Consider the following 22,350-nt stretch of genomic DNA (forward strand, 5'->3'; position numbering starts at 1 on the left):
TCCGTCTATCCCCTGGGGATAGCTCAGGGATCGCGCAAGGCTGAACGCAGCCGTGCGAGGTAGGCGCGCGCCACCTCGGGGTCGGCTGGGCGGGAGGCCGAAGGCGACGACGATGACGCGGGCCCCGCAGCTCGCGGCGCGAGCGGCGCTGCTGCGTCGGTGCCCGCCCACGCCTTGAACTCTCCGCGGATCGCCTTCTGGATGATGCCGAACAGGTAGCCGGCCGGGTTGCGCACCGCGCTGTTGTGGCAGCGTGCCGCCCACTCGTCGAGAACGGCCTGCCGCTGCGCTTCGTCCACCTGCTGCAGCGCCACCAGCGCGCCGGCCTGCTGTTCGTCCTTCAAGCGCAGGAAACGCTCCGGCAGCCGCAGGTTCTGCAAGGCCCTCGCGCGCGGTACTGTACGTACTTCATTTATACGATCATTACGTACTGTACGGTCCTCCTTCGGAATCCGAAGAGAGCCATCCGGCGCGGGTTTCGGCCCTGCTTCGGATTCCGAAGACGGGCGTGCGCCATTCCGAAGCAGGGCTTCCTGGCCTTCTTCGGATTCGTGGTCCGCTCCCTCCTGTGGATAACCTGGCGTCGTCCAGCCATGCCGCACCATGCGCTGCGCGAGCACCTGCAAGCGGGTCGGCAGCGTGCGCCCGCTGAGCAGCGGGTCTTCAGCGATCTCCCGCAGCGTGTTCATGCCCACGACCTGCACCGCCTTCGCCGCGTGCGTGAGCGCTTGGCTCACCAGGCCCAGATAGTCGGGGTCGAGCTGCATCGCCTCGAAGGGCGACAGCGGTTCGTCGTGCAGCACGTAGAGGTTCCCCTGGATGCGGCCGGTCTTGGGATCGCGCCGCCGCCGCACCAGGCTGAGCCAGCGCGTCAGCCGCAGCAGCGTCAAGGCGCGCGCCACGGTCTCGTGCGAGGCTTGCGCCGCACAGGGCATGGACGCCAGATAGGGGCGGAGTTGGTCGTAGGTGGGAAAGGCGGTCACGCCGTCGTCGTTGAGCTGCAGGCGGAACACCTGCCAGGCATTGCGCTCCAGCGGCGTCAGGCGCCGGTCGAGGAACAGCGCGCGCGGCACGCTCTCGTGCCGGTTGCCGCTGTAGAGGAAACCGTCGGCGGCCGGCGCCGTTCCCTGCGCTGGCTGCAGGTGCTGCAGGGCCTCGTCGAAGAGCGCGGACAGCGCAACGGGGCCTTCGCGCCGTGGTGCGCCGCCCGTGGTCATGGCCTACACCAGCCCCTGGTCGATCCAGTTCCGTATCGCCGCCCACACCACCGACATCGGCAGGCTCAACGCCTCGGCCAGGTCCATGGTCAGCGCCAGCATCGCCATGTCGTCGGACAGGGCGATATGGCGCTCGGTGACGCCGGCCTTCCAGCGCTCCCACAAGGTCACGTCCTGTGCCTCGTCGAGCACCGGATGCCGGCCCTTGCGCTTGGGCAGCCCAAGGATGTCGCGGCGCAGCGCCACTTCCTGATGCGTGAGGCCGTAGAACTTGCTGACCATCTCCGTGCTCGCTCCCAGGCGCAGCATGCGGTCCACCGTGGCGATCTCCCGCTCCACGTCGTGCATCTGGCTCAGCAGCCGCTTCAACACATCCCGGTTCACCGACACCGAACACCACGATACCGTGGCATTCACCAGCATGCTCACGAGTTCGGGGTGCTTCAGCGCATCCAGCTCTTCCTCGCCGAAGCCCATGGCCTTGCAGCGGCGCAACTGGCCGTTGCGCAAGTCATGCAGGGCCTGGGCGATCACGGCTTGGTTGAGTGGGTGCGGTGCCGACATGCGGAAGCCTCCTGCGCTCAGGAATCCTGGCTCGCTACGCCGGCTTCCAGATCCAGCAGCCGGCGCGCCAGGCGCAGCAGACGGAACAGCTTCACCAGCGCAGCATCGCTCAGGCGTGTAGCCGAGCCGCCATGGCCATGCAGCAGCGCAGCCAGCTCGTCGGCCAGCCGCGCGCGGTCCACTCCGTTCGCGGAGGGCGGCGCCGCACTCAGCACATGCAGCAGGGTCAGCACCGCCCGCGCGAACGCCGGCAGCGCCTTCGCCTGGCCCACAACCGGCGCCGCGCAGACGAAGCCGATGCCGCCGACGCTGGCCTCGATGTGGTCGGCGACCGCCGCTTCCTCGCCGATTTCGCGCGCGAACTGCGCGATGTGCACACGCAGGCGATCCGGCACGTCCAAGCTCGGCTCGATGTACCAGACGTCCGAGATGGGATAGAGCCCGCCCGCCTGCACGGGGATCGCACGCAGCGCATCGGCCTCGAAGTCGGGCAGCTTGTCGCCGAGCTGGTCGGCGACCATCCGCTGGATGGACTGCAGGCGCTCGGTGGTCGGTGCCGGTGTCACGATGTGCCCTTGCAGGCGCTCGTCGCGTTGTCCGTGCTGGTCCTGCGGCGCTTCGGGCGATGCAGGCGGTGGCGCTGCTGACGCCGCAGGCGAGACCGGCGTGGTGTCGCGCGGACCGGACGACACGGGTGGCTGCTGAGGCGCGGAGACCGGTGCGGAAGGAGCAGCAGGCACGACAGGCGCCGGTTCGCTGGTCAGCGCACGCTGGCGGCTTTCGCTGTCGTCGATCTCCAGCGCCAGCGTGTCGTAGTCCGCCTCCAGCAGCTCGGCCATCTGGCCCACCAGTTCGTCCTGCACCCGCTGTGGCGAGAAGTCGTCCGGTTGTGTGTCGAACTGCGTCAGCACGTCCTGAAACAAGGTGGCGAAGTCCACGGCCACGGTGCGGCCCAGCGCACGCCGCTCCCAGGTGCGCTCGCACGCCTTGCGCAGCACCGCGAGCCGGTCCACCTGATGCCGGCCCAGTCCGCCGTACAACAGCGTCGGGATCGCCGGCAGCAGGTAGCGCACCGCATCGTTCATGCGGCTGATGTGCGACTGCGGCACCGGATAACCGTCGGCAGTCAGCCGCCGCGCGAGTTCGCTCTGCGACAGTGCCTGGCCGCTTTCCTGCTCGTAGAACTCGCGCGCCTTCTCGATGCCCAACGCCCGCTCGATGAAGGTCAGCCCGCCACGCAGCTCGTTCTCGGCCAGATGCCCGGTCAGCGCCACGATTTCGCCGCGCGCCGGCCACGGGCGGAACAGGCACGCGATGCGGAAGAAGCGTTCTTCCTTGGTTTCGCTCCACAATTCGCGCAGGATCGCCAGCCGCGTATTGCCACCGTTCCTGATGATGTAGTGCGCCTCGCCCGGCCGGCGCGTGATCGCGGGCGGTGCGTCCAGCCCGCGCTCGCGGATCGAGGTCTTGATTTCCTCGTAGGCCGGGTTGCGCGTCACGCGTGGGTCATGTTCATAGGGGCGCAGCTCGTCCAGCGTCACCACCATCGGTGTGTCGGCGATGGGGTCGGTCAACGCCGCGGCCGAAGGACCGTTGCGTTCGAAGCCCTTGGCCAGCAGCTTGGTGGCCATGTCCTGCGGCGTCGGATCAGCCATCGCTGCTCTCCCGAGATGCCGTCAGTGCCTGTCGATCGGCGCGGCGAAGCTGCGCGCGTGCGTTGCGGCTGGCGCGGTGATCGCTCGCAGTCGAGCTGGTATAGATCGCGGCGCAGCCGGGCTTGGTGAACATCAGGTGCCCGCCGCGCGTGCGTTTCACGTGCCAACCTTCGCCCAGCGCGAACTCGATCAGCGCGCGTAGCCGCGCATGGCCGCGGGCCAGTTCATGCGCGATCGCCATGACTGGCTCCTCCTGCGCGGCCTCTGCCGGTAACGCATGCAAAGCGCTCCCGCCATGCCGGGAACAGCTCGCCAGCCAGCGCACGCATCGTCTCCAACGCCGCAGGCGCAGTACGGCCCACTGGTTGCCGGTATTCGACGCGATGCACTGGCAGCCCCCGTGTTGCGGCACGTGGGTAGGCTTCAATGGCCGGGACGTCGGTGCTCAGGACCTGTATGCCAGCGTGCGCCTGGAACACTTGTCGCAGGGCCTGCTGGATCAGTCGGGCGTTCGACGAAACCGGATGCACACGGTTGATGAGCAAGCGCAGCGGTGGCGGCTCGATGCCGAGGTGCCGATACGGAGCGATGTCCTCGATCAGTTGCAGCGTGCCGCGCCTCAGCTCACGCGCCGCCAGGATTTCCGGCGTCACCGGTGACAGCGCCAGACTGGAGGCCAGTACCGCCATTTCCAGCAGCACACTGCGCGCTCCCTGGGTATCGATCAGCAGCAGGTCGTAGTGCGACGCCAGCGCGGGGAGCAGGTGACGCAGGCGCAGCCGACCGTCGGGTGCGTGCAGCAGCAGTGTGTTCAGTTCGCCGCGATGGTCGTTCGACACCACCAGGTCGAGACCCGCCACAGCGGTCTGCGAAGCCAATTGCTCGATACGCTGCTCATTGAAGGCCAGCATCTCATAGATGCCGGCAGGCGCATGCGTGCCGAGCGTGAAGTAGCTCGACAAGGTGGGCTGTACGTCCAGGTCCAGCAGCAGCACGCGCAGTCCCGCATCGGCGATGAAGCCGCCCAGGTTCGCTGCGGTGGTCGTCTTGCCGACGCCACCCTTGGTCGAAATGATGGATACCACCTGCATGGTGCGACTCCTCGTGGAAGGGATTCCGGGGGGCGCGGGCTCACGCCCGCTCCCTGAGTCGATCGGTGATCCACTGATCGATCTCCACCGAATCCCATCCGATGGCGCGTACCCCGAGGCGCAGGGGCTTAGGAAACTTGCCCTCCTTGATCAGGTTGTAGATGTGGGCGCGTTTGAAGCCGGTCTTGGCCTCGACTTCCGCGCGGCGCAGGATGCGGTGTTCGTTCGGCGTCGCGGTGGCGATGGTCTGGGCAATCACGAGGGACACTCCTTGGCGCTGTGTAGCGGCGGTGATGGAAGTGCCCCGTATTCAATAGCGCGGTTCCCGCGCGGTCACCGCAAGTGCAGACACGCCGTCTGCACTTGCAGTCAGCGGTCCTGGGTAGCGAGATGACGCTTGGCTGCCGAAAACTTCGCCCACAGCGTTCGCTCGCTGATTCCGGATTTGTCGCCGTAGTGGGCAACCAGCGCACTGATGACCGATTCCAGCGTCTCGAAGGACGAATAGGGAACGCCATTGGGCGACTTGCCCAACAGCAGGGTCAGAAGGCCGCCAACGATGTTCAGGTAGGTGGACTCACTGCGGGCGCCCGGCATCCCGGAGCGCTTCTCGCGTTCCGCGCGTGCCTGGTGCTCCTGGCTGAGCGTCTGGAACTGGGCATAGAGCGCATCCCAGGCCTGCACCCTGTCGGCAAGCTGGAGCTTCAACGCCTCGCGATCCATGATCAGTGCCTGCACGGCATCGACACTGACGGCCGGATGCAGGTGGCGCTCGAAGGCATCGAACAAAAAGGCCGGTCGCTGGTCGGGATAGAAGCGGATCATCCAGGCCTTCAGGTCGACATGGCGGATCGTGAGGCCGGGGTCATCAAGCAAGGCGGGGTCGTTGCTCGTGATGCCATCCTTGCCGTAGGGAAGGTCGAGATGCACCAGTGCGTCGTAGATCCGTTCCGCGTTCAGGCGAAGCTGTGGCCAGCGCGCCAGTGCAGCGTGCTCCGGCAGCCGGTTCATCCCCTCGGCGACATCGAGGATACGGCGCTCGAAGCGTGACAGCCCCGCCCACTGGATGGCCGCCTCGATCGGACGATAGAAGACCTTGGCTTGGGCGCCGGAAGAAGATGACTTTCTCATGGGCTACTCCCTGGTGAACGGGTTCAGGACATCGGCTTTTCTCGTGGTCTGGTCGACGCCATCCCACACCTTCGCGGCGCGGAGCGGTGGCGACTTGGCTTGTGGAAAGGTTGTAGTGACGGCGAATGGCTGCAATGCTCACCCCAGCAACCAGTCGATGTGGCACCTTCTCCACCAACACCGAGCCTCTGCGTGGCGGTATGCTTCAAGATGTTTCTCGCCCATGACGGGGAGGCTTGGTAGTGAGGTTTTGCTACAGATGCCATCGCGGCGAAAGACGCATTCAGTCTCTGCGCCCTCATGTCTGGGCATCACCCGCATGTCGGACGCCGATGGTCTTTCAGCAGACGCGGTTCGGGTGGCACCGGGCGCGGCGATGCCGCCGCGACGGGCAACGATGAAGCATCACGCCAGACGGTACGGGTCTTCTTTCAGATCAACAAAGAATGACGGGCGAATGTCATCGATTCGCCGGCAAGTCATAGAGCGGCAAGCGTTCCATTGCGGGCGGGGTCAATGCCGAATGGCTGCGATTCAGCACGAAGCGCGGGGCGCGGCCCGCGAACCCGGCGGCGGAACGCCGAGACGCTGGGCGGTTTGCCTTGCATTCGCTCATTAATTCAATAAATGTTGTAATATCGAACTATGAAAGAAGATCAAGCCGTTTGCGCCCTGAGTGCCCTGGCCCATGCCCAGCGCCTGCGCGTGTTCCGCGCCCTGGTCATCGCCGGCCCCGAAGGGCGGACGCCCAGCGTGCTGGCCGAGCAACTGGACGTGGCCCGCAACACGCTGTCCTTTCACCTGAAGGAGCTGGCCCATGCCGGCCTCGTCACCATCGAGCAGCAGGGCCGCAACCTCATCTATCGCGCCGACTTTTTCCAGATGAACGGACTGCTCGGCTACCTGACCGAACACTGCTGCCAGGGCGGCGTGTGCGAGGTCACCGAATCCTCCCACTGCGACTGCTGATGCCATGACCACCGACACCACCTACAACGCACTGTTCATCTGCACGGGCAACTCGGCCCGTTCGATCCTCGCCGAAGGCATCCTCAACGGACTGGGCAAGGGGCGCTTTCACGCGTACTCGGCGGGCAGCCACCCCAAGGGAGAGGTGCATCCGCTGGCACTCGCTACGCTGGAGCGGCTGCACATGCCGACGGCAGGCTACCGCAGCAAGAGCTGGGACGAGTTCGTGGCACCGGGCGCTCCGGTATTCGATTTCATCTTCACCGTCTGCGACAACGCCGCCGGCGAGGCGTGCCCGCTCTGGCCCGGCAAGCCGGTGTCCGCTCATTGGGGCGTGCCCGATCCCGCAGCGGTCGAAGGCTCCCAAGAGCAACAAGTCAAGGCCTTCAAGGACGCCGCATTGACCCTGCGCCGCCGCATCGAGCTGTTCCTGTCGCTGCCGCTGCAGCGCCTGGACGCCATGTCCTTGCAGCACGAACTGCGCGACATCGGCAAGCAGTGAGGCGCCCATGACCGCAGCGACTGAAACGGCCCGCTCCATGCCGGCCACCCCGACCATGAGTGTGTTCGAACGCTATCTGACGGTGTGGGTTCTCCTGTGCATCGTTGTTGGCATTGCGCTGGGCCAATTCGCGTCCGGCGTGTTCCAGGCCATCGGCCATATGGAAGTGGCCCAGGTCAACCTGCCGGTGGGCCTGCTGATCTGGGTCATGATCATTCCCATGCTGCTCAAGGTGGACTTCGGCGCGCTGGGCCAGGTCAAGCAGCACTGGCGTGGCATCGGCGTCACGCTGTTCATCAATTGGGCGGTCAAGCCGTTCTCAATGGCGCTGCTGGCGTGGGTCTTCATCCGCCACGTCTTCGCCGATGCGCTGCCCGCCGACCAGCTCGACAGCTATGTCGCCGGCCTGATACTGCTGGCCGCCGCGCCCTGCACGGCCATGGTCTTCGTCTGGAGCCGGCTCACGGGCGGCGATCCGGTGTTCACGCTGTCGCAGGTGGCGCTGAACGACACCATCATGGTGTTCGCCTTTGCCCCCATCGTCGGCCTGCTGCTGGGCCTGTCGGCCATCACCGTGCCGTGGGATACGCTGCTGGTGTCGGTGGCGCTCTACATCGTCATCCCCGTCATCCTCGCGCAGGTCTGGCGTCGCGCCTTACTGCGGCGAGGCCAGGCCGCGTTCGATCGCGCCCTGGAGCGTATCGGCCCACTGTCCATCGCGGCGCTGCTGCTCACGCTGGTGCTGTTGTTCGCCTTCCAGGGCCAGGCCATACTGCAGCAGCCGCTGGTCATCGCCATGCTGGCCGTGCCGATCCTCATCCAGGTGTTCTTCAACTCCGGGCTGGCCTACTGGCTCAATCGCAAGGTGGGTGAGAAGCACAACATCGCCTGTCCTTCGGCACTGATCGGCGCGTCCAACTTCTTCGAGCTGGCCGTGGCGGCAGCTATCAGCCTGTTCGGCTTCCAGTCAGGCGCAGCGCTGGCCACCGTGGTCGGCGTGCTGATCGAAGTGCCCGTCATGCTGCTGGTCGTGCGTGTCGTCAACCGGTCTCGCGGCTGGTACGAAGGCGACCCGAACCCATCAACCCGATAACCACGACATGCCCATGAGCACCATCACGATCTACCACAATCCCGCCTGCGGCACGTCGCGCAACACGCTGGCGCTGATCCGCAACAGCGGCGAAGAGCCCGCGGTTATCGAGTACCTGAAGACGCCACCCGATCGCGCCACGCTGGTCAAGCTGCTGGCCGATGCGGGCCTTGGCGTGCGCAACGTGCTGCGCGAAAAAGGCACCCCCTATGCCGAACTCGGCCTGGGCGATCCGAAGTGGACGGATGAGCAGCTGCTCAATTTCATCGAGCAGCACCCCATTCTCATCAACCGACCCATCGTGGTCACGCCGCTGGGCACGCGCCTGTGCCGCCCTTCGGAAACAGTACTGGACATCCTGCCGCAGCCCCAGCGCGGCGCGTTCAACAAGGAAGACGGTGAGCCGGTGATCGACGCGGAGGGCCGCCGTGTCTGAAGCGCGACTTGACCTGCCCAACATCGACACAACGCTGTTTCAGGAACCGGATATAGCGCGGCTGCTGCCGCCCGAGCGCGGCAGCCATGCACCGCGCTTTCTGCTGCTCTATGGCTCGCTGCGGGAACGCTCATACAGCCGACTTTCCGCCGAGGAAGCCGCGCGCATCCTGCGCGCGCTCGGCGGCGAGACGCGCATGTTCAACCCCTCCGGCCTGCCGCTGGTGGATGATGCGCCGGGTGATCACCCCAAGGTCCAGGAACTGCATGCGCTCACGCAATGGGCCGAAGGCATGGTGTGGTGCTCGCCCGAGCGCCACGGCGCCATGACCGGCCTGATGAAGACCCAAATCGACTGGATTCCACTGTCGGTCGGCGCGGTGCGCCCGACCCAGGGCAAGACGCTGGCCGTGATGCAGGTCTCGGGCGGCTCGCAGTCCTTCAACGCCGTGAACCAGATGCGCGTGCTGGGCCGTTGGATGCGCATGCTGACCATCCCCAACCAGTCCTCGGTTGCCAAGGCGTACCAGGAGTTCGACGAGGGCGGGCGCATGAAGCCCTCGGCCTACTACGACCGCATCGTGGACGTGATGGAGGAGCTGATGAAGTTCACACTGCTCACGCGCGACGCGGCGCCGTACCTGGTGGATCGCTACAGCGAGCGCAAGGAGAGCGCCGAGGCGCTGTCCTTGCGCATGAAGCAAAGGGCTATTTGATGGGAGTGCCCAGCACCTCAGAGCGCAGCAGCGCCTGGCAGTTTTTCTATGGTTTTCCTGCGGTTGGGGCTGGCCAGCATCGCCAGCCGTACAAGCGCTCTCCGCTCATGACGACGAGAACGCCGTGCTACGGTGCAGGGAACTGAAACACCGGGCTCGTCCTGCACACACTGCACACCCTCGGCTTTCGGCGAAAGAGAAGCACGAGGCCCACAAGGGATGGAGGCGTCAGCGTGCAAAGCCGAATGGAGGGCCGATCATGTTCGCCTCGTCGAATACGAAGGAGCACAACGCGCCGAACACCTGACGTTTTCCAGATGAAATCGCTGCCGATCTGGAGGACGTTGGTATGGCGTACGCCCCAAACATCGGAGCAGCGAAACACAGTCTCGGCCCACAGGCGCATCTGAACATGACCCTGGTGGCTGTGCATGGACGTTGCTGGGCGATGGCAGACGATCCCGGGTTGCCGGGCACGTGGGGCTGGTACATAATCTGGTCTAATTCCGTGGCGCTCACGGAAGAAACCCGTTATCAATCAACGGGTTGAGTGCGGCGTGATGTTCCCATCGCCCGCTCCACCCTCCCCTGCAGTCCATCCCCTGGTCCGATCCGAAAGCGCTGTCCGTAAGCATGCGAACGGTCAAGGCCGCGCTCGTCTTGCGCTACGGTCCGCGGGCGGTTTCCCCGAATACCGCAGCGTCTCGATCAGCAAGGTCATCGCCCGCGACGAATGCCGGCGGCTCGGGTAGTAGAGGTGGTAGCCAGGAAAAACCGGGCACCAGTCCTCGAGCAATGGCACCAGGTCGCCCCGCTCGACGTGGGGCAGGATCATGTTTTCCGGAACGAAGGCCAGTCCCATGCCGGCCAGGGCGGCGGTCACCATCTGGTCGCTGTCGTTGGCCACGAATTGCCCATCCACGCGGATATTCAGTTCGCGCTTGCCCTTCCTGAACTCCCAGGCATACAGCCCGCCGTAGGTCGGCAAATACAGATTGATGCAGCGATGCCCGGTCAGCTCCTGCGGCGTCCTGGGGTGTGGCTTGCCGGCAAGGTAGGCGGGCGAGCCGACGACGGCGAAGCGCACGTCGGGACCGATGCGCACCGCGACCATGTCTTGCGCGACCAGGTCGCCCAATCGCACGCCCATGTCATAGCGGTCGGCGGCGATGTCCGACAGCCCGTTATCGAGGATCAGTTCGACGCGGACATCGGGATACGTCCGCATGAAATCACCCAGACGCGGCCACAGCACCGAATTGGCGGCGTGCTCGGTGGCGGTGATGCGAATGGTCCCGCGCGGCTGGTCGCGCAATTCCGCGATGGCGCCCAGCTCGGCCTCGACCTCCTCGAGGCGAGGCGCCACGGTCGCCAGCAGGCGCTCGCTGGCCTCGGTGGCCGAGACGCTGCGCGTCGTGCGAGACAACAGACGGACGCCGAGCCGTGCCTCCAGGCCCCGGACCGCCTGGCTCAGAGCCGACTGCGATACGCCCAGTTGCGCCGCCGCACGGGTAAAGCTGCGCGCACGCGCGACGGCGATAAAGGCGGCGAGATCGTCGAAGGTCGTGCGCGGCATTGATAAGCCCTCCTTATAACCGCGTGCGAATCTAGCATCTTTTTCGGTCAACGGCAGTCGCGTAAAGTCGGCGCGGACGGTGGCGGACGCCTGAGCGGTGGCGCCCGTCGATCAATGACCGAGGAGCATCGCAATGAAGAGATCCCTGACACGAACGGCCCTGTGCGCCGCCGCGCTGCAGGCCGCGGTCGCCGGCGCGGCCGAGCCGAAGGCGGCGGACGGGCAGCGCATCACCCGCGTCGGCAGCCAGGCCTCGGCCGCCGGTCCGGCCGAGTACTTCACGGGGCGCGCGCGTATCGACCCGCTATGGCCAGCCGGCGACGACATCCATGCCTCCGGCGCAATGGTGACCTTCGAGCCCGGCGCGCGCTCGGCCTGGCACACGCATCCGGCCGGCCAGCGCCTGGTGGTGGTCTCGGGTGTCGGGCTGACGCAGGAGTGGGGCAAGCCGGTGCAGGAGATCCGGCCCGGCGACGTGGTCTGGTGCCCGCCCGGGGTCAAGCACTGGCACGGCGCGTCCCCGACGACCGCGATGACGCATCTTGCGGTCAGCGGCACCAGGGACGGCAAGAACGTCGAGTGGATGGAGAAGGTCAGCGATGCGCAATACCAGGGCCGCTAAGGTGTTTTCCGCTCGGCGCGTGGCCGGCAAGACAGGCATCGTTGCGGTGGCGCTTGGCCTCGCGGCGGCGCTGTGCCAGGCCCAGCCCGACCGACAGGAGTCCACAGGCATGCCGCAAACCCGGACCGCTTCCGACACGCTCGACGCCCGCCAGCAGGCCATCGTGCCGATCGCTGCCTTCGCGGCGGCGGGCGACATCGCCCGGCTCAATACCGCCCTGCAACAGGGACTGGACGCGGGCCTGACGGTCAGCGATGCCAGGGAGATCCTGGTGCAGCTCTACGCCTATGCGGGCTTTCCGCGCAGCCTGAACGCGCTGGCCGAACTGATGAAGGTGCTGGAGACACGCAGGCAGCGCGGCGTCCACGATGCGCCCGGCCGCGAGCCGAGCAAGGCCATTCCCGAAGGCCAGGCGCTGCTGGCCGCAGGCACCGCCAACCAGACCAGGTTGGTCGGCGCGCCGGCCAGCAGCCCCGTGTTCGAGTTCGCGCCAGCCATCGACCAATACCTGAAGTCCCACCTGTTCGGCGATATCTTCGAGCGCGACAACCTCGACTGGCAAAGCCGCGAACTGGCGACGGTGGGCATGCTGTCAGCGTTGCAGGGCGCGGAGTCGCAACTGCAATCGCACATGCGGATCAGCATGAACGTCGGCATCACCGCGAGCCAGTTGCGGCTACTCGCCCGCGTGCTGGAAGAGCGCGTGGATGCCGACGCCGCACGGCGCGCACGCGAGGCCCTGGCGCGGGCCACGGCCCGGCGCTGAATGGGGCGAATCCACTCGATATCGGATCAATCGCGTCAAATCGCGTCGTATCCGCCGATGGATTGGGCGTTGCCTGCGTGGAAGCGCCCATATCATCACAACTAATGGCGACCCGCGGCGCGGCTCCGTATGGGGAGGCACTGCGCTAGAATACGCGCTTGCCGCTGGCCGCCCGGCTCCACCAGGCACCGGCCACTGGCCCACGGAACCCATCATTCTCTGGCCGCCCCTCCGACACCGGGTCATTCCGAACGGTGAATCGCCCGGCGGCCTTTTTGTTGCCATGTTTCCCGACGATCCCATTCCGACCGAGGCCACCGTGCCCGACGACGAGCCGGCCGGCACGGCTGGCGATCCCGCCGCCAACGTCGCCCATCCCCGCCGCATCCGTTCCTTCGTGCGCCGTGCGGGACGGACCTCGACCGGCCAGCAGCGCGCCATCGACGAGCTCGGGCCCCGCTTCGTGCTGCCCTACACCGGCCAGCCGCTGGACTGGCAGGCCGCGTTCGGGCGCGCGGCCCCGTCGATCCTGGAGATCGGCTTCGGCATGGGGGAGACGACCGCGCATATCGCGCAGCTGCGGCCGCAGGACAACTTCCTGGGCTGCGAGGTGCACGAGCCCGGCGTAGGCGCGCTGCTGAAGCTGATCGGCGAACGGGGCATCGACAATATCCGCATCCTGCAGCACGACGCGGTCGAAGTGGTCGCCCACATGCTGACCGAGGAAAGCCTGGATGGGGTGCATATCTTCTTCCCCGATCCCTGGCACAAGAAGCGCCACAACAAGCGCCGGCTGGTGCAGCCGCCTCTGGTCAAGCTGCTGGCGAGCCGGCTCAAGCCCGGCGGCTATCTGCACTGTGCGACCGACTGGGAGGAATACGCGCACCAGATGGTCGAGGTGCTGTCGGGCGAGCCGACGCTGGCCAATACCTCGGAGGCGCCCGGCGGCTTCGCGCAGCGGCCGGACTACCGGCCGGTGACCAAGTTCGAGCGGCGCGGGCTGCGGCTCGGGCACGGCGTGTGGGACGTGGTGTTCCGCAAGCGGGGATGAGATTGCACTCCCCTCTCTCGCACGCGAGAGGGGAATCTTCAACCGTGCCAGGCCACGATGCCCAGCTGCGCCGTCGCCAGCACCAGCACCCCGAACACGATCCGATACCAGGCGAACGGCTTGAAGTCGTGCGTCGCCACGAATCGCAGCAGCCAGCGCACGCACAGGAAGGCCGACAGGAAGGCGAACACGAAGCCGACCGCGAACACGCCGATGTCGTCGGCCGACAGCAGGTTGCGCGCCTTGTACAGTTCGTAGACGCTGGCGCCGAAGATCACCGGGATCGCCAGGAAGAACGAGAATTCGGTCGCCACCTGGCGCGACAGGCCGAACAGCATGCCGCCGATGATGGTGGCGCCCGAGCGCGAAGTGCCCGGCACCAGCGCGAAACACTGCGCGATGCCGACCTTCAGCGCGTCGCGCCAGTTCATGTCGTCGACCGATTCGATGCGCGGAGCGCTCGCCTTGGCCGCTTCCAGCAGCGCATTGCCCTGCGGATGCGAGACCTGCCCGCGCCGGCTCTCGCGCCATTCGGCCAGCAGGATCACCAGCCCGCCGACGATAAATGCGGTCGCCACGGTGATCGGGTTGAACAGATAGGCCTTGATCCAGGGGCCGAGCAGGAAGGCGAGCACGATCGCCGGCACCGTGGCGATGATCACGTTCATCGCGAAACGCTGCGCGCGCGGCTCGGTGGCGAGCCCGCCGACCACGTCGACGATGCGCCGGCGGAATTCCCAGCAGACGGCCAGGATCGCGCCGAACTGGATCACGATCTCGAAGATCTTGCCCTTCTCGTCGTTGAAGTTCAGCAACTCGCCAGCCAGGATCAGGTGTCCGGTGCTGGAGATCGGGAGAAACTCGGTCAGTCCTTCGACGATGCCGAGGATCAGGGCTTTGAGGGCGATGGCAATATCCATGCGATGGCGGACGATTGGAGCGATTCAGGGACAATGCGCCCGCCGGCCGGCGCATTGGCGCAGCCACACGAGCACGCGTAATTGGCAAATTGCGTTGATACCGGGGGACGACCCTGGGCGGCACGACCATGCCGCCCCGCGATGGCCGGGCGAACGCCGGCCTCGCCATGGATTGTTCTGCGCTGCTACGGACGACTGATCTTGACGTTGATGCCGTCCGGCAGCACGGTGATTGTACCGGGCTCGACACGCGTGCCCCCGAACTTGAGCTCGTCGGGCTTGAACGTGTAGAGCGGATAGTCCTGCAGCAACTGCTCGGCCAGAATGCCGCCGAGCGCGTTCAACTGGCGCGAGTACTGCTGCGGCAGACCGGCCACGTCGAACTGCTTGACCTCGGGGTCCTGCAGCACCAGCGAACGGGTCGACGGGTCGTAGCGCAGCGCGCTGTCCAGCGCGAACCGTCCCTTCATCGCCTCGCGGAAGAACAGCCGGTTGTCCAGCGTGGCGTCGAACGTGATGCTGACGCGATTGCGCTGCGGATCGAGCAGCAGCTGCGGGTTGGCCAGCTGGATGTCGAACAGCTGCATGTAGCGCTGGCTGAACGGGAACTTGCGCTCGAGCGCCGCCTGCAACTGGCTCTGCGAAAAGGTGTATTCATTGCCCACCCAGCCGCAGCCGGCCAGCCAGGCCGTCACGGACACGGTGAGTGCGGCGGTGCCGCAGGCCGCCAGCCAGCGCCGGCGAGAAATCGTGGCCATCCACAGGTCTCCAGATTCGGTCAGGCGCCGCGGGCCGATGCCGGCGCGGTCGCGACCTCAAGTTGCGTCAGCCAGTGCAGCGCCGCCTCGCGCGATTCGCCGCACATCTCGGCCGACGGCCGCAGGCCGCCGCAGAAGGCGGGCCGCTCGGGGCGGCCGAACACCGCGCAGCGCATGTCAGGTAGCAACTGCGCGCACGGCACGCCGGCCGGCTTGCCGTGCGGCATGCCCGGCAGCGGCGAGGCGATCGACGGCGCGATACAGCAAGCGCCGCAACCGGCACGGCAGGAAACGTCAGACTGGCAGGACATCGCAATGGTTCAGAACGGCTTTGGCGCCATTGTGCACCACCGCACCGCCATGGCCTGTGTTCCCGCCCACATCCGGGCGGCGCGCTTGACCGCTCCGGAGGCGCACACTACATTACTGACCCATCGGTTATTTATTTCGCCGCCCGTCCTGGCCCGGCGCTCCCCCTGCAGTGAATCCACCCCAAGTCCCACGCCTCGATGCCCGCGTTGGCGCCAACGAAGGTGCGAACGACGGTGCCAACGACGGCGCCCCCGAAGCGCGACGCTGGTCGCGCCGCAAGTCCGCCCGCCCGCAGGAGCTGGTGGCGGCCGCGCTCGACCTCTTCGTCGAGCGCGGCTACGCGGCCACGCGGCTGGAGGACGTCGCCGCGGCGGCCGGCGTGTCGAAGGGCACGGTCTATCTGTACTTCGCCAACAAGAAGGAACTGTTCAAGACCGTGGTGCGCGAGAACCTGGTGCCGGCGCTGGTGCGCGGCACCGATCTGGTCGACAGCTACGAGGGTTCGACCCCTGAGCTGCTGCGCGAACTGCTGCGCGGCTGGTGGGGCCTGATCGGCGCGACGCCGGTGGCGGGCCTGACCAAGCTGATCATGGCCGAATCGGCCAACTTCCCCGATATCGCGCGCTTCTACCACGAGGAAGTGATGGTGCCCGGCGACGAGCTGTTCGCGCGCGTGCTGGCGCGCGGCGTCGCACGGGGCGAGTTCCGCGCGCTGCCGGCCAATCCGACCACCACGCTGATCTGCGCCCCGCTGGTCTTCCTGATGCTGTGGCAGCGTGCGTTCCGCATCGGCTCGGACGTCGACATCGATCCCGAGGCGTTTCTCGACAACCTGCTGCAGGTGCTGCTGTTCGGCCTGACCGCCGGGGCCGCGCGCGATACCCCGCTGCCGCCGCAGGCCGGCCCCTACGTCTGGGAACAGATCCGCGACGAGATGCAGCAGCAAGCCCGCTTGCAGGGCGACGCGCCCGCCGACGGCACGACGCCCATCACGGTACATGGCGCCGGACGTACCGCCGGTCACAGCACCGTACGAAGCAAAGTCAGCACCAAAGCCGGCACCAAAGCCAGCGCCAAGGTACGCACCCACCCCCGGCCCACCGCACGCGCAAACGGCCGCCCTGCTCCGGCGGCCACTCCCGAACCGAAACCGAAGCGCCGCCGCACCGGCCGCGCCCCTGACGATGAAGATCTCGCGTAACAAGCTGCTGCTCGTGGTGCTGGCCCTGGCCGTACTGGCCGGCGCCGGCGCGATGGTGCGCAAGGCCAGCGGCAGCAAGCAGCCCGCCACGGTGGCCGCTGCCCCGGCGGCCAACGTCATCGAGCTGCTGCAGACCGATGTGGTCGCCGCCGCGGCGCACGACCTGCGCGTGACCCTGCCCTTGTCCGGCAGCCTGCGCGCGCTGAACCAGGCCGCCGTCAAGGCCAAGGTTTCGGGCGAGGTGCCCGACGTGCTGGTGCGCGAGGGCGAACCGGTGCGCGCCGGCCAGGTGATCGTGCGCATCGATCCGACCGAATACCAGGCCAAGGTCACGCAGGCCCGCGGGCAGATGCTGGCGCAGCGCGGCCAGTACGAGAACGCGCGCCAGACCTGGGAGCGCAATCGCGACCTGGTGGGCCGCGGCTTCATCTCGAAGACCGCCTTCGACAAGTTCCAGTCCGAGCTCGACGTGGCCAAGGCCAACCTCGATGCGGCCGAGGGCGGGCTGGCGGTCGCGCAGAAGGCGCTGGCCGACACCGTGGTCAAGTCGCCGCTGGACGGCATGGTCGCTGTGCGCTCGGTGCAGCCCGGCGAGAAGGTTTCACCCGACACCGCGCTGCTGGAGGTGGTGGACCTGCGCATCCTCGAGCTGGAGGCGCCGGTGCCGATGGCCGATGTCGGCCGCGTGGCGATCGGCCAGCCGGTGCAGCTCGACGTCGAGGGCGCGGGCCGCTTCGAGGGCAAGCTGGTGCGGATCAATCCGGCCGTCACGCAAGGCACGCGCAGCATCATGGTCTATGTCCGCGTCGACAACCCCGAGCACCGGCTGCGCGCCGGCATGTTCGCGCAAGGCGGACTGGTACTGGGACAGCGCGCCGGCGTGGTGTCGGTGCCGATCACCGCGGTGCGCACCGAAGGCGAGCGCGCCTTCGTCTATGTGATCGAGAACGGCATGCTGGCCGAGCGGCCGGTGGAGCTCGGCATTCGCGACGACAGCGCCGGGCTCGTCGAGATCGCCGGGGGCCTTGCCAGCGGCGCGCAGGTCGTGCGCAGCAATCTCGGCACCTTGCGGGTCGGCAGTCAGGTTCGCCTGGTCAAGGCCTGAACGAGCGGAGCGCCCGATATGTGGTTCACGCGTCTGTCGATCCGCAACCCGGTGATGGCCACCATGATGATGATGGCCTTCATCGTGATCGGGCTGTTCTCGTACCAGCGGCTGCCGGTCGACCAGTTTCCCGACATCACGTTCCCCATCGTCGTGGTGCAGACCGAGTACCCGGGCGCGCCGCCCGAGTCGGTCGAGTCCGATGTCACGCGCAAGGTCGAGGAGATCGTCAATACGATCTCCGGCATCGACGAGATCTTCTCGCACTCGTACCAGGGCACCTCGGTGGTCGTGATCAAGTTCGACCTGAGCGTCGACGTGGCCCAGGCCGCGCAGGACGTGCGCGACAAGATCGCGCTGATCCGGCCGCAATTCCGCGACGAGGTCGAGGAACCGCGCGTGCTGCGCTACGACCCCTCCGACGCGCCGATCTTCCATCTGTCGGTATCGAACGCCCCCGGCTCCGCGCGCAGCCAGCGCGAGCTGACCACCATCGCCGACCAGATCGTGCGCAAGCGGCTGGAGACGGTGCGCGGCGTCGGCGCGATCAGCATCGTCGGCGGCACCAAGCGCGAGATCGAGATCCGCATCCGGCCGGCCCAGCTCGAGGCGCTGGGCATCGGCGTCGACCAGGTGATGACCGCGATCCGCAACGAGAACCAGGAACTGCCGGCGGGCGAGCTGCGTTCCTCGGCGACCGAGACCGTGGTGCAGATCAAGGGCCGCGTGGTCGATCCGGCCGCCTTCAGGCAGATCATCGTCGCGCGGCGCGGCAATCAGCCGGTCACGCTCGAGCAGGTGGCCGAGGTGCGCGACGGCGAGCAGGAGCAGGAGAGCCTGGCCCTGCTCGGCGGCAAGCGCGCGCTGTTCCTGTCGGTGGTCAAGGCGCAGGGGCAGAACACCGTCGATACGGTGGACGGCCTGGTCCGCATGACCGACGAGGTGCGCAAGCTGGTGCCGGCCGGCGTGCAGCTGACCGTGATCAACGACAGCGCGCGCGGCATCCGGCGCAGCGTCGACGAGGTCCGCTCGACGCTGCTCGAAGGCGCCTTCCTGACGGTGGCGATCGTCTTCCTGTTCCTCGGCTCGTGGCGCAGCACGGTGATCACCGGCCTGACGCTGCCGATCGCGCTGATCGGCACCTTCGGCGTGATGTACCTGTTCGGCTTCACGCTGAACGTGATCACGCTGATGGCGCTGTCGCTGTGCGTCGGCCTGCTGATCGACGACGCGATCGTCGTGCGCGAGAACATCGTGCGGCACAACCTGATGGGCAAGAACCACCGCGCCGCAGCGCTGGATGGCACCGAGGAAATCGGTCTGGCGGTGCTGGCGACGACCTTCTCGATCGTCGCGGTGTTCCTGCCGGTCGGCTTCATGGGCGGCATCATCGGGCGCTTCTTCCATCAGTTCGGCATCACCGTGGTGGCCGCGGTGATGATCTCGATGTTCGTGTCGTTCACGCTGGACCCGATGCTGTCGTCGGTCTGGCACGATCCCGACCTGCACGGCACCGGCAACAAGCGCAGCTGGTACGGGCGCAGCATCGGCCGGCTGCTGGACTGGTTCTCGGCGCGGATGGACGCGCTCGGCCACGGCTATGGCGCGATGCTCGGCTGGGCGCTGAAACACCGGCTGGCCACCGCGCTGATCGCCGTGGTGACCTTCTTCGGCAGCTTCGCGCTGGTGCCGCTGATCGGCACCGAGTTCGTGCCCAACGCGGACCTGGGCGAGACGCAGATCGGCTTCACCACGCCGGTCGGCACGGCGCTCGAGGTCACCGAGGCCAAGGTGCGGCAGGTCGAGGCCGCGCTGCGCGAATTCCCGGAAGTGGCCTACACCTACGCCACCATCAACGCCGGCAATACCTCGGGCCGCAACAACGCGCTGGTGTCGGTGCGGCTGGTCGACCGCAAGCAGCGCGAGCGGACCACCACGCAGCTCAATCCGCTGATCCGCGAGCGGATGAACCGCATCGCCGGCATCACGCTGACGATGGTCGGCATGCCCGATGGCGCCGGCGGGCAGAAGGCGATCCAGGTCTCGCTGCAGGGCGACGACCTGGGCGAGCTGAAGCGGCTGTCGGAGGAAGCGTCGCGCCGGATGCGGGCGATTCCGGGCCTGGTCGATCTGGATTCGAGCATGAAGGACGATCGCCCGACGGTGGAAGTGCGCATCCGCCGCGAGCTCGCCTCGGACCTGGGCATCGGCATCACGCAGATCGGCAACGCGCTGCGGCCGCTGCTGGCGGGCGACGCCATCAGCAGCTGGCGCGCGCCGGACGACGAGAACTACGACGTGCGCGTGCGGCTGCCGAAGGACGCGCGCACCGGCATGGCGGACCTGTCGGCGCTGATGATCGCCAGCACGCAGACCAACCCCGACGGTTCGCCCCGGATGGTGCCGCTGCGCCAGATCGCCGAGCTGGTGCCCACCACCGGCGCCAACCAGATCAGCCGCCGCGACCTGAACCGCGAGGTCGAGCTGACCGCCAATACCGCGGGCCGCTCGCAGGGCGAGGTCGCGCGCGACATCAAGCAGGCGCTCGACGGCATGACGTGGCCGGTCGGCTACAAGTACCGCTTCGGCGGCTCGACCAAGTCGATGAACGAATCGTTCGGCTATGCGGTGTCGGCGCTCGCGCTGGCGGTGATCTTCATCTACATGATCCTGGCCTCGCAGTTCGCGAGCTTCTTCCAGCCGATCGCCATCATGACCTCGCTGCCGCTGACGCTGATCGGCGTGTTCGCGGCGCTGCTGCTGTTCGGCTCGACGCTGAACATGTTCTCGATCATCGGCTTCATCATGCTGATGGGGCTGGTGACCAAGAACGCGATCCTGCTGGTCGACTTCGCCAACCAGGCGCGGCGCGGCGAGCACGGCAAGGCCCCGCTGTCGCGCGAGGCCGCGCTGGTCGAAGCGGCGCGCGTGCGGCTGCGCCCGATCCTGATGACCACGCTGGCGATGATCTTCGGCATGGTGCCGCTGGCCTTCAGCCTCGGCGAGGGCGCTGAGCAGCGCGCGCCGATGGGGCAGACCGTGATCGGCGGCATCATTACCTCGTCGATCCTGACGCTGGTGGTGGTGCCGGTGATCTACACCTACCTGGACGATCTTGGCGGCTGGCTGGCACGGCGCTGGCGGGGCAAGGCCGCGGCGGAGGGGACGCAGGGCGGGGCCGCGGCAGTGGCCCCGGCGGGCCCCCGGCAGGACCACGAGCGAGGCCACGGTCAAGGCCACGTCCAAGGCCACGAGCCCGCCAACCCCGCCCGGCCTGCCCCCGGCCGGCCGGCGAGCGCGGAATGACGCGCGGAATGACGGCCCGACCTGTCGGCCACAGGCGCCTGGCCCCCCGCTCCGGTCGGATGCCCCGGCGTCACGCCGGGGAGTTAAAATGTCGGGTTTGACGGAATTCCCCGGCCCCTGGCACCGCGCGGCCGGAACACGAAACAGATAGCGGTTGGCATAGCAAGGAAGGCAAGATGGACCTCGAAAAAGCCCGATTCAACATGATCGAACAGCAGATCCGGCCCTGGGACGTGCTGGATCAGGAAATCCTCGACCTGCTGGCCGTGGTCAAGCGCGAGCAGTTCGTGCCCACGGCGTACCAGGCGCTGGCCTTCGTCGATACGGAAATCCCGCTGCCGGGCGGCCAGAACATGCTGGCCCCGCGCGTCGAGGCCCGCGTGCTGCAGGAGCTGGGCGTGCGCAAGCATGAGAACGTGCTGGAGATCGGCGCAGGTTCGGGCTACATGGCGGCGCTGCTGGCCCATCGCGCCCGCCACGTGCTGACGGTCGACATCCGCCCCGAGCTGGCCGCGCTGGCCCGCGACAACCTCGCCAAGGCCGGCATCGTCAATGTCGAGGTCGCCGAGGGCAACGCCGCCGAAGGCTGGCCCGCCGGCGCCCCCTACGACGTGATCTGCATCTCCGGCTCGCTGCCGGTGGTGCCCGAAGCGATCCTGTCGCAGATCAAGGTCGGCGGCCGCATCGCCGCCTTCGTCGGCACGCTGCCGGTGATGGAGGCCCAGCTGATCACGCGCGTGTCCGACACCGAATACCAGACCGTCAATCTGTTCGAGACCGCGGTCGCCCCGCTGACCGGCGCCAAGGCGCCGTCGCGCTTCCAGTTCTGAGCCGGAAACCACCATGCAGCAGATTACCGCCACCGAGTTGTCCCAATGGCTGGGCGACGCCAGCCGCGCCAAGCCGGTGCTGCTGGACGTGCGCGAGGACTGGGAAGTCCAGACCTGCGCGCTGCCCGGCATCACGCATATCCCGATGGGACAGATCGTCGCGCGCGCGGCCGAGCTGGACCCGGACGCCGAGGTCGTCTGCGTCTGCCATCACGGCGGCCGCAGCATGCAGGTGGCCAACTTCCTGGAGCGGCAGCACGGCTTCGGCAAGGTCTACAACCTGAGCGGCGGCGTGCATGCGTGGGCCGAGCAGGTCGATCCCGCGATGCCGAAATACTGAGCGGACGCTAACCGTCGGCCGCGCCGCGTCCGACAAGCTGGAGACGTCATGAGGTTTGCGCTGTGTCCCGCGCGGAGTGCCGCGCATGCTGTTGCGTCGAATGTTGCGTCGAATGGTGTGCCGATCGGTGTGTCGGATGCTCTGAGCGAGGATCGGCGCGGTCGCCTTCCGCACGCGCCTTCGCGCGCCG

At 67.3% G+C, this 22,350-nt stretch carries 23 protein-coding genes and 1 pseudogene; 13 read left to right on the forward strand and 11 right to left on the reverse strand.

Annotated elements, in window-relative coordinates; translation table 11 throughout:
• Positions 1-23: 23 nt before the first annotated feature.
• The 7 genes from F1599_RS20780 to F1599_RS20810 all read right to left on the reverse strand — a co-directional run bounded on the left by F1599_RS20780 (position 24) and on the right by F1599_RS20810 (position 5,658).
• Positions 24-1,217 (reverse strand): STY4528 family pathogenicity island replication protein, encoded by a 1,194-nt coding sequence (locus tag F1599_RS20780; RefSeq protein ID WP_134552249.1) that lies wholly within the window; start codon positions 1,215-1,217, stop codon positions 24-26.
• A 3-nt stretch (positions 1,218-1,220) separates the two neighbouring features.
• The gene (locus F1599_RS20785) at positions 1,221-1,781 is read right to left on the reverse strand and encodes a DUF2857 domain-containing protein (protein ID WP_029578160.1); all 561 of its coding nucleotides are present in this window, start codon (positions 1,779-1,781) and stop codon (positions 1,221-1,223) included.
• A 17-nt stretch (positions 1,782-1,798) separates the two neighbouring features.
• Entirely contained in the window at positions 1,799-3,436 is a 1,638-nt protein-coding gene (locus tag F1599_RS20790; RefSeq protein WP_032963678.1) for a ParB family protein, read from the reverse strand.
• Positions 3,429-3,677 carry a hypothetical protein gene (locus F1599_RS20795; protein WP_024889634.1) on the reverse strand — a complete coding sequence of 83 codons (249 nt, stop codon included), beginning with the start codon at positions 3,675-3,677 and terminating at the stop codon, positions 3,429-3,431. The genes F1599_RS20790 and F1599_RS20795 overlap by 8 nt, the downstream gene beginning before the upstream one ends.
• Complete coding sequence (locus F1599_RS20800; RefSeq protein WP_024889635.1) at positions 3,661-4,527, reverse strand: ParA family protein; 867 nt, start codon at positions 4,525-4,527, stop codon at positions 3,661-3,663. The genes F1599_RS20795 and F1599_RS20800 overlap by 17 nt, the downstream gene beginning before the upstream one ends.
• A gap of 40 nt (positions 4,528-4,567) precedes the next feature.
• Positions 4,568-4,786, reverse strand: a complete 219-nt coding sequence (locus F1599_RS20805) for an AlpA family transcriptional regulator (protein WP_150084315.1) — start codon at positions 4,784-4,786, stop codon at positions 4,568-4,570.
• A 110-nt stretch (positions 4,787-4,896) separates the two neighbouring features.
• Entirely contained in the window at positions 4,897-5,658 is a 762-nt protein-coding gene (locus F1599_RS20810) for a hypothetical protein (protein WP_150084317.1), read from the reverse strand.
• A gap of 645 nt (positions 5,659-6,303) precedes the next feature.
• On the opposite strand from F1599_RS20810, the gene F1599_RS20815 reads away from it, so the two are divergent.
• From F1599_RS20815 to arsH, 5 genes are read left to right on the forward strand one after another with little or no spacing between them, the layout of a single operon-like run.
• Positions 6,304-6,627 carry an ArsR/SmtB family transcription factor gene (locus F1599_RS20815; RefSeq protein ID WP_032958199.1) on the forward strand — a complete coding sequence of 108 codons (324 nt, stop codon included), beginning with the start codon at positions 6,304-6,306 and terminating at the stop codon, positions 6,625-6,627.
• A gap of 4 nt (positions 6,628-6,631) precedes the next feature.
• Positions 6,632-7,129: an arsenate reductase ArsC gene (locus F1599_RS20820; protein ID WP_150084319.1), complete on the forward strand. Its 498-nt coding sequence runs from the start codon at positions 6,632-6,634 to the stop codon at positions 7,127-7,129.
• Between the two features lie 7 nt (positions 7,130-7,136).
• A complete protein-coding gene (arsB, locus tag F1599_RS20825) occupies positions 7,137-8,222 on the forward strand; it encodes an ACR3 family arsenite efflux transporter (RefSeq protein WP_041104364.1) in 1,086 nt (361 codons plus the stop codon).
• Between the two features lie 13 nt (positions 8,223-8,235).
• Positions 8,236-8,658, forward strand: coding sequence for an arsenate reductase (glutaredoxin) (arsC, locus tag F1599_RS20830; RefSeq protein WP_150084321.1), 423 nt, complete (start codon positions 8,236-8,238; stop codon positions 8,656-8,658).
• A complete protein-coding gene (gene arsH / locus F1599_RS20835; protein WP_032958192.1) occupies positions 8,651-9,373 on the forward strand; it encodes an arsenical resistance protein ArsH in 723 nt (240 codons plus the stop codon). Before arsC ends, arsH begins: the two co-directional genes overlap by 8 nt.
• A 643-nt stretch (positions 9,374-10,016) precedes the next feature.
• Here the strand turns inward: arsH and F1599_RS20840 are convergent.
• Positions 10,017-10,949: a LysR family transcriptional regulator gene (locus F1599_RS20840; protein WP_150084323.1), complete on the reverse strand. Its 933-nt coding sequence runs from the start codon at positions 10,947-10,949 to the stop codon at positions 10,017-10,019.
• A 133-nt stretch (positions 10,950-11,082) separates the two neighbouring features.
• Here F1599_RS20840 and F1599_RS20845 point away from each other — a divergent pair, with 133 nt between their 5' ends.
• The 3 genes from F1599_RS20845 to trmB all read left to right on the forward strand — a co-directional run bounded on the left by F1599_RS20845 (position 11,083) and on the right by trmB (position 13,388).
• The gene (locus F1599_RS20845) at positions 11,083-11,571 is read left to right on the forward strand and encodes a (R)-mandelonitrile lyase (RefSeq protein WP_150084325.1); all 489 of its coding nucleotides are present in this window, start codon (positions 11,083-11,085) and stop codon (positions 11,569-11,571) included.
• 109 nt (positions 11,572-11,680) lie between these two features.
• Entirely contained in the window at positions 11,681-12,337 is a 657-nt protein-coding gene (locus tag F1599_RS20850; RefSeq protein WP_150084327.1) for a carboxymuconolactone decarboxylase family protein, read from the forward strand.
• A 283-nt stretch (positions 12,338-12,620) separates the two neighbouring features.
• Positions 12,621-13,388: a tRNA (guanosine(46)-N7)-methyltransferase TrmB gene (gene trmB, locus F1599_RS20855; protein ID WP_149317764.1), complete on the forward strand. Its 768-nt coding sequence runs from the start codon at positions 12,621-12,623 to the stop codon at positions 13,386-13,388.
• Positions 13,389-13,426: 38 nt separating this feature from the next.
• Here the strand turns inward: trmB and F1599_RS20860 are convergent, their stop codons facing one another.
• From F1599_RS20860 to F1599_RS20870, 3 genes are all read right to left on the reverse strand, one after another.
• Positions 13,427-14,308: an undecaprenyl-diphosphate phosphatase gene (locus F1599_RS20860; RefSeq protein WP_150084329.1), complete on the reverse strand. Its 882-nt coding sequence runs from the start codon at positions 14,306-14,308 to the stop codon at positions 13,427-13,429.
• A gap of 185 nt (positions 14,309-14,493) precedes the next feature.
• The gene (locus F1599_RS20865; RefSeq protein WP_150084330.1) at positions 14,494-15,066 is read right to left on the reverse strand and encodes a DUF1439 domain-containing protein; all 573 of its coding nucleotides are present in this window, start codon (positions 15,064-15,066) and stop codon (positions 14,494-14,496) included.
• Between the two features lie 20 nt (positions 15,067-15,086).
• Positions 15,087-15,377: a YkgJ family cysteine cluster protein gene (locus F1599_RS20870; protein WP_149317761.1), complete on the reverse strand. Its 291-nt coding sequence runs from the start codon at positions 15,375-15,377 to the stop codon at positions 15,087-15,089.
• A gap of 122 nt (positions 15,378-15,499) precedes the next feature.
• Between F1599_RS20870 and F1599_RS20875 the strand changes: the two are divergent.
• The 5 genes and pseudogenes from F1599_RS20875 to F1599_RS20895 all read left to right on the forward strand — a co-directional run.
• Positions 15,500-16,366, forward strand: a pseudogene (locus tag F1599_RS20875) (TetR/AcrR family transcriptional regulator); the annotation flags it as partial.
• A 265-nt stretch (positions 16,367-16,631) separates the two neighbouring features.
• Positions 16,632-17,684: an efflux RND transporter periplasmic adaptor subunit gene (locus tag F1599_RS20880; RefSeq protein WP_150084519.1), complete on the forward strand. Its 1,053-nt coding sequence runs from the start codon at positions 16,632-16,634 to the stop codon at positions 17,682-17,684.
• 18 nt (positions 17,685-17,702) lie between these two features.
• Complete coding sequence (locus tag F1599_RS20885) at positions 17,703-20,990, forward strand: efflux RND transporter permease subunit (RefSeq protein ID WP_150084332.1); 3,288 nt, start codon at positions 17,703-17,705, stop codon at positions 20,988-20,990.
• Between the two features lie 176 nt (positions 20,991-21,166).
• Positions 21,167-21,820, forward strand: a complete 654-nt coding sequence (locus F1599_RS20890; protein ID WP_149317759.1) for a protein-L-isoaspartate O-methyltransferase family protein — start codon at positions 21,167-21,169, stop codon at positions 21,818-21,820.
• A 13-nt stretch (positions 21,821-21,833) separates the two neighbouring features.
• Positions 21,834-22,160: a rhodanese-like domain-containing protein gene (locus F1599_RS20895; protein WP_149317758.1), complete on the forward strand. Its 327-nt coding sequence runs from the start codon at positions 21,834-21,836 to the stop codon at positions 22,158-22,160.
• Positions 22,161-22,350 lie beyond the last annotated feature (190 nt).

Source organism: Cupriavidus cauae, assembly GCF_008632125.1.
Classification (GTDB): Bacteria; Pseudomonadota; Gammaproteobacteria; order Burkholderiales; family Burkholderiaceae; genus Cupriavidus; species Cupriavidus cauae.

Bases quoted from the DNA above. Each gene is read 5' to 3' on its own strand.
- F1599_RS20895 (WP_149317758.1), top strand. From the start codon at position 21,834: ATGCAGCAGATTACCGCCACCGAGTTGTCCCAATGGCTGGGCGACGCC.
- F1599_RS20780 (WP_134552249.1), bottom strand. From the start codon at position 1,217: ATGACCACGGGCGGCGCACCACGGCGCGAAGGCCCCGTTGCGCTGTCC.
- F1599_RS20790 (WP_032963678.1), bottom strand. From the start codon at position 3,436: ATGGCTGATCCGACGCCGCAGGACATGGCCACCAAGCTGCTGGCCAAG.
- F1599_RS20890 (WP_149317759.1), top strand. From the start codon at position 21,167: ATGGACCTCGAAAAAGCCCGATTCAACATGATCGAACAGCAGATCCGG.
- F1599_RS20845 (WP_150084325.1), top strand. From the start codon at position 11,083: ATGAAGAGATCCCTGACACGAACGGCCCTGTGCGCCGCCGCGCTGCAG.
- F1599_RS20785 (WP_029578160.1), bottom strand. From the start codon at position 1,781: ATGTCGGCACCGCACCCACTCAACCAAGCCGTGATCGCCCAGGCCCTG.
- F1599_RS20840 (WP_150084323.1), bottom strand. From the start codon at position 10,949: ATGCCGCGCACGACCTTCGACGATCTCGCCGCCTTTATCGCCGTCGCG.
- arsB (WP_041104364.1), top strand. From the start codon at position 7,137: ATGACCGCAGCGACTGAAACGGCCCGCTCCATGCCGGCCACCCCGACC.
- F1599_RS20885 (WP_150084332.1), top strand. From the start codon at position 17,703: ATGTGGTTCACGCGTCTGTCGATCCGCAACCCGGTGATGGCCACCATG.
- F1599_RS20795 (WP_024889634.1), bottom strand. From the start codon at position 3,677: ATGGCGATCGCGCATGAACTGGCCCGCGGCCATGCGCGGCTACGCGCG.
- arsC (WP_150084321.1), top strand. From the start codon at position 8,236: ATGAGCACCATCACGATCTACCACAATCCCGCCTGCGGCACGTCGCGC.
- F1599_RS20815 (WP_032958199.1), top strand. From the start codon at position 6,304: ATGAAAGAAGATCAAGCCGTTTGCGCCCTGAGTGCCCTGGCCCATGCC.
- F1599_RS20870 (WP_149317761.1), bottom strand. From the start codon at position 15,377: ATGTCCTGCCAGTCTGACGTTTCCTGCCGTGCCGGTTGCGGCGCTTGC.
- F1599_RS20865 (WP_150084330.1), bottom strand. From the start codon at position 15,066: ATGGCCACGATTTCTCGCCGGCGCTGGCTGGCGGCCTGCGGCACCGCC.
- F1599_RS20860 (WP_150084329.1), bottom strand. From the start codon at position 14,308: ATGGATATTGCCATCGCCCTCAAAGCCCTGATCCTCGGCATCGTCGAA.
- F1599_RS20880 (WP_150084519.1), top strand. From the start codon at position 16,632: ATGGTGCGCAAGGCCAGCGGCAGCAAGCAGCCCGCCACGGTGGCCGCT.
- F1599_RS20800 (WP_024889635.1), bottom strand. From the start codon at position 4,527: ATGCAGGTGGTATCCATCATTTCGACCAAGGGTGGCGTCGGCAAGACG.
- trmB (WP_149317764.1), top strand. From the start codon at position 12,621: ATGTTTCCCGACGATCCCATTCCGACCGAGGCCACCGTGCCCGACGAC.
- F1599_RS20810 (WP_150084317.1), bottom strand. From the start codon at position 5,658: ATGAGAAAGTCATCTTCTTCCGGCGCCCAAGCCAAGGTCTTCTATCGT.
- F1599_RS20820 (WP_150084319.1), top strand. From the start codon at position 6,632: ATGACCACCGACACCACCTACAACGCACTGTTCATCTGCACGGGCAAC.
- F1599_RS20850 (WP_150084327.1), top strand. From the start codon at position 11,681: ATGCCGCAAACCCGGACCGCTTCCGACACGCTCGACGCCCGCCAGCAG.